At 32.3% G+C, this 7,230-nt stretch carries 9 protein-coding genes; 3 read left to right on the plus strand and 6 right to left on the minus strand.

Translation table 11 applies throughout. From position 1 onward, the window contains the following. Positions 1–52: 52 nt before the first annotated feature. From accB to pdxA, 5 genes are all read right to left on the minus strand, one after another. A complete protein-coding gene (gene accB / locus AC061C_RS04590; RefSeq protein ID WP_478290213.1) occupies positions 53–532 on the minus strand; it encodes an acetyl-CoA carboxylase biotin carboxyl carrier protein in 480 nt (159 codons plus the stop codon). A 23-nt stretch (positions 533–555) separates the two neighbouring features. Continuing rightward, the gene (locus AC061C_RS04595) at positions 556–1,554 is read right to left on the minus strand and encodes a beta-ketoacyl-ACP synthase III (protein ID WP_478290214.1); all 999 of its coding nucleotides are present in this window, start codon (positions 1,552–1,554) and stop codon (positions 556–558) included. Positions 1,555–1,727: 173 nt separating this feature from the next. Beyond that, positions 1,728–1,922: a 50S ribosomal protein L32 gene (gene rpmF / locus AC061C_RS04600; RefSeq protein WP_007137315.1), complete on the minus strand. Its 195-nt coding sequence runs from the start codon at positions 1,920–1,922 to the stop codon at positions 1,728–1,730. Between the two features lie 9 nt (positions 1,923–1,931). Then, complete coding sequence (locus AC061C_RS04605; protein WP_478290215.1) at positions 1,932–2,474, minus strand: YceD family protein; 543 nt, start codon at positions 2,472–2,474, stop codon at positions 1,932–1,934. Between the two features lie 96 nt (positions 2,475–2,570). Next, positions 2,571–3,620 (minus strand): 4-hydroxythreonine-4-phosphate dehydrogenase PdxA, encoded by a 1,050-nt coding sequence (pdxA, locus tag AC061C_RS04610; protein WP_478290219.1) that lies wholly within the window; start codon positions 3,618–3,620, stop codon positions 2,571–2,573. Positions 3,621–3,678: 58 nt separating this feature from the next. Between pdxA and AC061C_RS04615 the strand changes: the two genes are divergently transcribed. Beyond that, a complete protein-coding gene (locus AC061C_RS04615) occupies positions 3,679–4,263 on the plus strand; it encodes a riboflavin synthase (protein WP_458566489.1) in 585 nt (194 codons plus the stop codon). Positions 4,264–4,376: 113 nt separating this feature from the next. Here the strand turns inward: AC061C_RS04615 and AC061C_RS15985 are convergent, their stop codons facing one another. After that, positions 4,377–4,604 (minus strand): Fjoh_0651 family PID-CTERM protein, encoded by a 228-nt coding sequence (locus AC061C_RS15985; protein WP_502306432.1) that lies wholly within the window; start codon positions 4,602–4,604, stop codon positions 4,377–4,379. A gap of 323 nt (positions 4,605–4,927) precedes the next feature. Here AC061C_RS15985 and AC061C_RS04620 point away from each other — a divergent pair, with 323 nt between their 5' ends. Then, positions 4,928–6,172, plus strand: coding sequence for a tyrosine-type recombinase/integrase (locus AC061C_RS04620; RefSeq protein ID WP_478290216.1), 1,245 nt, complete (start codon positions 4,928–4,930; stop codon positions 6,170–6,172). A 1-nt stretch (position 6,173) separates the two neighbouring features. Further along, positions 6,174–7,202 carry a hypothetical protein gene (locus AC061C_RS04625; RefSeq protein ID WP_458566492.1) on the plus strand — a complete coding sequence of 343 codons (1,029 nt, stop codon included), beginning with the start codon at positions 6,174–6,176 and terminating at the stop codon, positions 7,200–7,202. Positions 7,203–7,230 lie beyond the last annotated feature (28 nt).

Genomic DNA, 7,230 nt, shown 5'->3' on the forward strand with positions numbered 1-7,230 from the left:
ATTATTTCAAATAACGAAAACTCATCATTCAAAATTTATAATTTATAATTTCTTATGATGGATCTACCAAGAATAAAGGTTGGTCAAATTCAACTGGTGACATGTCATCAACCAATATTTTTACTATTTTTCCTGAAACTTCAGATTCAATTTCATTAAATAATTTCATGGCTTCAATTACACACAAAACATCACCTTTAGCAATTGATTTCCCTACCTCAACAAACATAGGTTTGTCTGGAGAAGGTTTTCTGTAAAAAGTCCCAATAATTGGAGATTTTATAGTGATATAGTGTGCATTCTCTACAACTGGCACCTCTGCTACTGCTACAACAGGAGTAATTTGTTGCGGTGCTGCTGCTTGTGGAAGCGCTGCTTGAGCTGGCATTTGTTGAACATACGTGGTTTCAGTTACATTCCCTTCTAAAGTTGTTCTGATGGTGATTTTTACATCATCCATCTCTAATTTAACTTCTGCAACTCCTGAATTTGCTACAAACTTGATAAGATTTTGAATTTCTTTTAAATCCATGATTATTTGTTTTTAGTTTTAGTTTATTTTTTATCGTATGCCCATTTAAGATAGATAGATCCCCAAGTGAATCCACCTCCAAATGCAGCGAAAATTATTGTATCTCCTTTTTTGAATAAATGCTCAAAATCGCTAAGCACTAATGGCAAAGTAGCCGAAGTAGTGTTTCCGTATTTTTCAATGTTCATCAACACTTTCGAATCTTCTAAATTCATTCGATTTGCAGTTGCATCGATAATACGCTTGTTAGCCTGGTGTGGCACCAGCCAATCAACATCTTCATTTGTCAAATTATTTCTTTTCAAAATTAATTCGCTTGAATCAGCCATATTAGTAACAGCATATTTAAATACTGTTTTTCCGTCTTGTATAATGCTGTGCTTGTTATCTTGTACAGTTTCAGCAGTAGCTGGAAGTATCGAACCTCCGGCATCAATCTTTAAAAAATCTCTTCCGACTCCATCACTTCTTAAATACTCGTCTTGCAATCCTAAACCCTCATAATTAGGTTCGAATAGAACTGCACCAGCACCATCCCCAAAAATAATACAGGTTGCTCTATCTGTATAATCTACAATTGAAGACATTTTATCAGCACCTATCAAAAGTACTTTTTTATACCGTCCAGATTCAATGTAGGCAGCTGCTGTTGACATACCAAACAAGAAGCTAGAGCATGCGGCTTGTAAATCATATGCAAAGGCATTTAAAGCACCTATTTCACTAGCTACATATACTCCCGTTGATGCAACTGGCATATCTGGAGTTGCTGTTGCCATTATAACCAAATCGATTTCTAAAGGATCAATATTGGCCTTAACTAACAAATCTTGTGCAGCTTTAATCGCCAAAAAAGAAGTTCCTTTTCCCTCTTCTTTAAGGATTCTCCTTTCTTTGATTCCTGTACGAGAGGTAATCCACTCGTCATTGGTATCTACCATGGTTTCAAGTGCTTTGTTTGTTAACACAAAGTCAGGAACATATGCTCCAACAGCGGTTATTGCGGCTGTAATTGTATTCATTATAAGCTATTATTTTTTGTCAAATGGTAGCATTTGAAAAATTTTTAAAAAGACTTGAAAATTACAAAAAAAATTCCATTTCGACTGATTTAGAACTTCTTATTTTATGAAAATCATAAACAACAAAAAAACTCTCACGATGTGAGAGTTCGAATATCATTTACTAAAATGTATTAAGCAACAGCTACAGATTTATCTATAACAACTTGCCCTCTGTAGTACATTTTACCTTCATGCCAATATGCTCTGTGGTACAAATGCGCTTCTCCTGTGATAGGACAAGTAGCAATTTGTGCTACGGTTGCTTTATAATGTGTTCTTCTTTTATCTCTTCTTGTTTTGGAGATTTTTCTCTTAGGATGCGCCATTTTACTATATTATTTATCCGTTAATAGTTGCTTTAATTTGTCCCATCGCGGGTCAATATTTTCTTCTTGTTTACTCTCTTTTTTTACTTCTTTTACTATCAGTTCATTAAGTTTAGTCAAAGCTTCTGTTTTTAAACTTCCATCTTTAACTCCAGGATGAACCCGTCTTAGAGGTACTGACAACACTATCATTTCATAGATATACTGTGCAATATCTATTTCAAACTCCCCATGAGGCAATACTAATAATTCTTCATTATCATTATTAAATTCTTCGTCAAAACGAACAATTAATTTCATTTTTCCTTTTACTGGCAAGTCAAAATCTTCGCTTGTCAAATCACAAGGAACGTTTACAACACCTTTATGCTTAAAACTCAACTCTAACAGCGTACTTTTTTTCTCTAAAACTACATTTACTTTGATATTTGAATCTTGATATTCATTATAATCAAAGATTTCAAAGAACGAATTACTTATTTGATATTCAAAATGATGTTTTCCTAGCTTTAACCCTATGAAAGGAATTAAAAATTCTTTTGTCTTCTTCATTTGACCAACATTTTGACCCTATCACAACGATTCGTAACGGGAGTGCAAAGATATAAAATTATTGTAAATCTAATAATGTTATTCACTTTTTTTTGTTCACAACTGTTTTTCTTTTGTTTTCAAAGGCTTTGCACTGATTTCGGCATATTGATTTCTAGAATGATAAATATCAATTGCTAAATAAACAGCCTCTTTGAATGAATTGAAATCAGCAACTCCTTTTCCTGCAATATCAAAAGCAGTTCCGTGATCCGGCGAAGTCCGTATTTTATTTAAACCTGCCGTATAATTTACCCCATTTCCAAATGATAATGTTTTAAAAGGAATTAGTCCTTGATCATGGTAGGCCGCAATAATAGCGTCATATTTCTCATATTGATTACTACCAAAAAAACCATCTGCGGCAAAAGGTCCAAAAACTAAAGTTCCTTTATCAAATATCTTTTTTAAGGTTGGCTTGATCACCAAATCATCTTCGGTACCAATAACGCCACCGTCGCCGCAATGCGGATTCAATCCTAAAACCGCAATTTTAGGCTTATTTATACTAAAATCTCGTATTAATGATTGTTTAACGGTTTCAATTTTTCTTTTGATCAACTCTTCTGTAAGATGAGAGGCTACCTCACTCAACGGAATATGATCGGTCAACAGTCCTACTCTTAAATTATCCTGAACCATAAGCATAAGAGCATTACCCTCTAGTTCTTGATCCAAATAATCTGTATGACCAGGGAATTTGAAGTCCTCCGACTGGATATTATATTTATTGATAGGTGCGGTCACCAAAACATCTATAAGATCGTCTTTTAAGGCTTTTGTTGCTACAACAAATGATTTTATAGCATACTCACCCGCCTTTGGATCACCAACACCAAAGTTCAGATCGACTCCCTCTTTCCAAACATTTAAAACATTGATTTTTCCGGGAACAATTTGATCCAGCTTATCAATTCCGTGTAATACTGAGTCAGATTGAAAACTTTTCTTGACAAAGGATAACAACTTAACATTAGCAAAGATAACAGGTGTGCATAACTCTAGCATGCGCGTATCCTCGAATGCCTTTAAAACAACCTCGCTTCCGATACCGTTTAAATCTCCTATAGAAATTCCAACTATTATATTTTCTGCTTTTTTCATAATGACATACCGTTATTTATTGCTAATTTTGAAGTGCAAATTTAGTAAAATAAAACAAGAAATGTTCACAGGAATAATAGAAACACTTGGCGTTATCCAAGAAATAAAAAAAGAAAATAGCAATATTCATATTACGATGAATTCTGCTTTTACAGGAGAATTACAAATTGATCAAAGCGTAGCGCATAATGGAATCTGCTTGACTGTTGTTGCAATAAATGATACTTTTTATACGGTAACTGCCATTGACGAAACAGTAAAAAAAACAAATTTAGGTGACTGGAAAATTGGAGACACCGTGAATCTAGAACGAGCGATGAAACTTGGTGACAGGCTTGACGGCCACATCGTTCAGGGACATGTAGACCATACAGGAACCTGCATTACCGCAGAACAAACTGACGGAAGCTGGCGTTACACCTTTAAATATGACGAAACACTAAACAATATCACTATCGAAAAGGGCTCTATCACTGTAAATGGTGTGAGTTTAACCGTAGTTGATTCCAAACAAAATGAGTTTAGCGTAGCTATTATCCCATACACGTACGAAAATACTACTTTTAAAAACTTCACAATTGGCACGAAAGTAAATCTAGAATTTGATGTAATTGGCAAATACGTTTCAAGACTATACATCAAATAATTAAGATTGTATCGAAAAATAATGATATTTAACAGAGGCTCTAACTGACCGTGTAAAATAAATAGAAACGATCCAAAAACACAGCATTCTTAATAAAAAACAAAAACTCCAATTTAGATTGGAGTTTTTGTTTTTTGCTTATGACAGTTTATAAAATAAATCCCGAGGAAGATAGCGAGGATTAGTATTACTGCATTATCATCAATTGTCAATCCTGGAGGAGGCGGTGGCCTTTTTGCAGTTGGAGCGGGTGGCCCAGAACCTCCTGGCCCAGCAAAAAGATCCACGATCCCCAAAAGGAAAATGAGTATGAAATAAAGTTTGTTTAGTTTTATTACCATTGATTCAAAGGTACTAATTTTATGGAATATTTATTAAACCACAAGTTGAAATTATCTACATCAGTAAAACCAAAGATACGCTTTTTTGAATAAGTTGGTTTAAATAAAAAAAATAAACCCCTCAATATCAGCGGATATGAGGGGTTTTTCGTGGTCCCACCTGGAGTACCATTATTTTTTAGCTTGTTTTATTCAACTATAATCTCTTATATTTGAATATCAATAGGTTTATCATGTATATTTTAATGAGTTTTAATGAACTTTAATTTATAAATACTCCCCTATTTACTCCCCCTATTTAACCAGCTTTAATGAACTTTAACATGAATTATCTATTTGAATTACGCAAAGACAAAATAAATAAAAACGGTTTAATACCTGTTAGGGTAGTTATTACCGCAGGAAAAATTAAAATCAGAAAAAATCTCCAGAATGTAAAAACCTTGCTAGAAGACTGGGATGAAAAAAGTGAAGTAGTTAGAAACCATAAAAAAAATCCCTTTTTTGAAACTTATCAAGAATCAAATGCTGCTATCCATCAAGCAAAAGAAAAATTAGATAGTATTAAAGATTTTTTCAAATACAATAAAATCCCATTCGCTGAAGATATTTTTTTGGAAAAATTTGACAAAGAAGAGGTTTCTATTGCAATTGATTTTTTTGAGGCTTTTACTGAATTTATAAATGTTTCTAAACATACAAAAGCCAAAGGCACTATTACAAAGTATACAACTGTTAAAAATTTTTTAGAACATTTTAATGAATTTACGAAATACCCCATACGATTTGACACCATAAACCAACGATTTGAAGAAAAGTTTATGGAATACGCTTTTGAAGAAAAGAAAACGTTGAACAATTATTACGGGAAGTTAATCAGCATCATTAAAACTTTTATGAACTGGTCTTTTGACCGTGGATACCATAATAATATTGAATTCAAAAAACTAAAGCGAGTAGAGAATGAAATTGAGGTCATCTTTTTAGAAAAAGAAGAGCTGTTTAAACTATACAAGCATGATTTTAAAAATGAAAAATTAAACAAATCAAGAGACTTTTTTTGTTTTGGATGTTTTACCGGATTACGACATTCTGATATTATAAATATGGATCAAGCAAACATTTATGATGATTACATCCAATTAACCTTAATTAAAACTAAGACTATTAATCATAGGATCGAATTAAATATTTACGCTAAAGCCATTCTTGATAAATATAAAGGAACTATCTACGAACCTTTGCCCAAAATAAGCTCACAAAAACTAAATAAAAACATCCAAGACTGTTGCGAGATCATCAAACTAAATTCTGACATTACTATTACAAGGCACATCGGAACCAAAAGGATTACTAAAAATTTCAAGAAGTACGAATTAATTACTAGCCATGTGGCCCGCAAAACTTTTGTTACAAACTCACTTATTTTTGGAATGAATGAAAGAATTCTTAGAGAAATGACTCATCATAAAGATGAAAAATCATTTAAAAGATATGTAGATATCTCTAATTTTCAAAAAAACAAAGAGATGAACAACACTTGGAACATAAATTTTGAAAACGAATAATATGGAAATTTCTCAAGAACAAAAAATAAAAACTATAAACTCAGAAGACCCATTAACTATCGTTACTGCATATGAACAGATATCCGAAAAATTAAAATTAATCTTAGAATCTTCAGATCATTCCAAATACAAGGCCATTATAGATTTAATTTTTTGGCACTTAAATTATAAAGAAATCGAATCGTTACTCGATTCTGTAAAAGACAATTCGAACTGGCCCGTTTTTTTAGCAGAATTTGGTAAAGAAAAATACATTCAGGAAGAAGGAATTGAATCATTTTATTTAAACCAAATAGAAGAAGCGCGCCTTTCATTATGTACAAGTGATTTTATGGTATTTTTAATAGGAAAGAAATGTGATTTACAAGTTCTACTTAATGAAGATAGCATTTGGTCAGAAGTTTATACAGACATAAATAAAGAATTGAACGGATATCTACTGCGAGAAAAAGTACTCTGTATTGGAGAAAGTAACAGAAAGGCGCATGTCCCACTTAATTATGCACTCTCAATGTTTTTTTTGCACGACAAAAAAACAGCTGCATCAAAGTTTAAGACTATTCTCGATAAAGACAGGAAACCTAGACTGGAAGGATCTTATGAAGCCGAATACTTTTTGGTAGTTGAAAAATTCTTTGATAGACTAAAGCTAGATTGTATCCCTCAAATAATAAACCTTTATCAGCTGGAGCAAGACTTTTTTGAGAACAAAAAATATGAATACGTTACAAGGGAAGAAATAATGAAGATTGTAAACAAAAGAGATTATTTCAACAATAACCCCTTTAAAATTGATAGTGCTCACCTGTTAACCCAAAATAATATTAAATCAAATGAATTACTTTTCAAGTTAATCTTTCTTTATTTCGAACAAATTGGTAGTCCAAATGCCGAAAAAGATACAAAAGTACTAATATCATGTTTTACTGAAAACCATCCATCATTTGACAAAATTGAAATAAATAATACAAGGGTCAGTTTGAACCAATATTTAGTTAAAAATACACTGCTATCCGAAAGTCTAAAATAAAAAGAGCCTTAGAATCCCGTATTTTTGA

The sequence above is a fragment of the Flavobacterium sp. GNP010 genome (genome assembly GCF_056428945.1).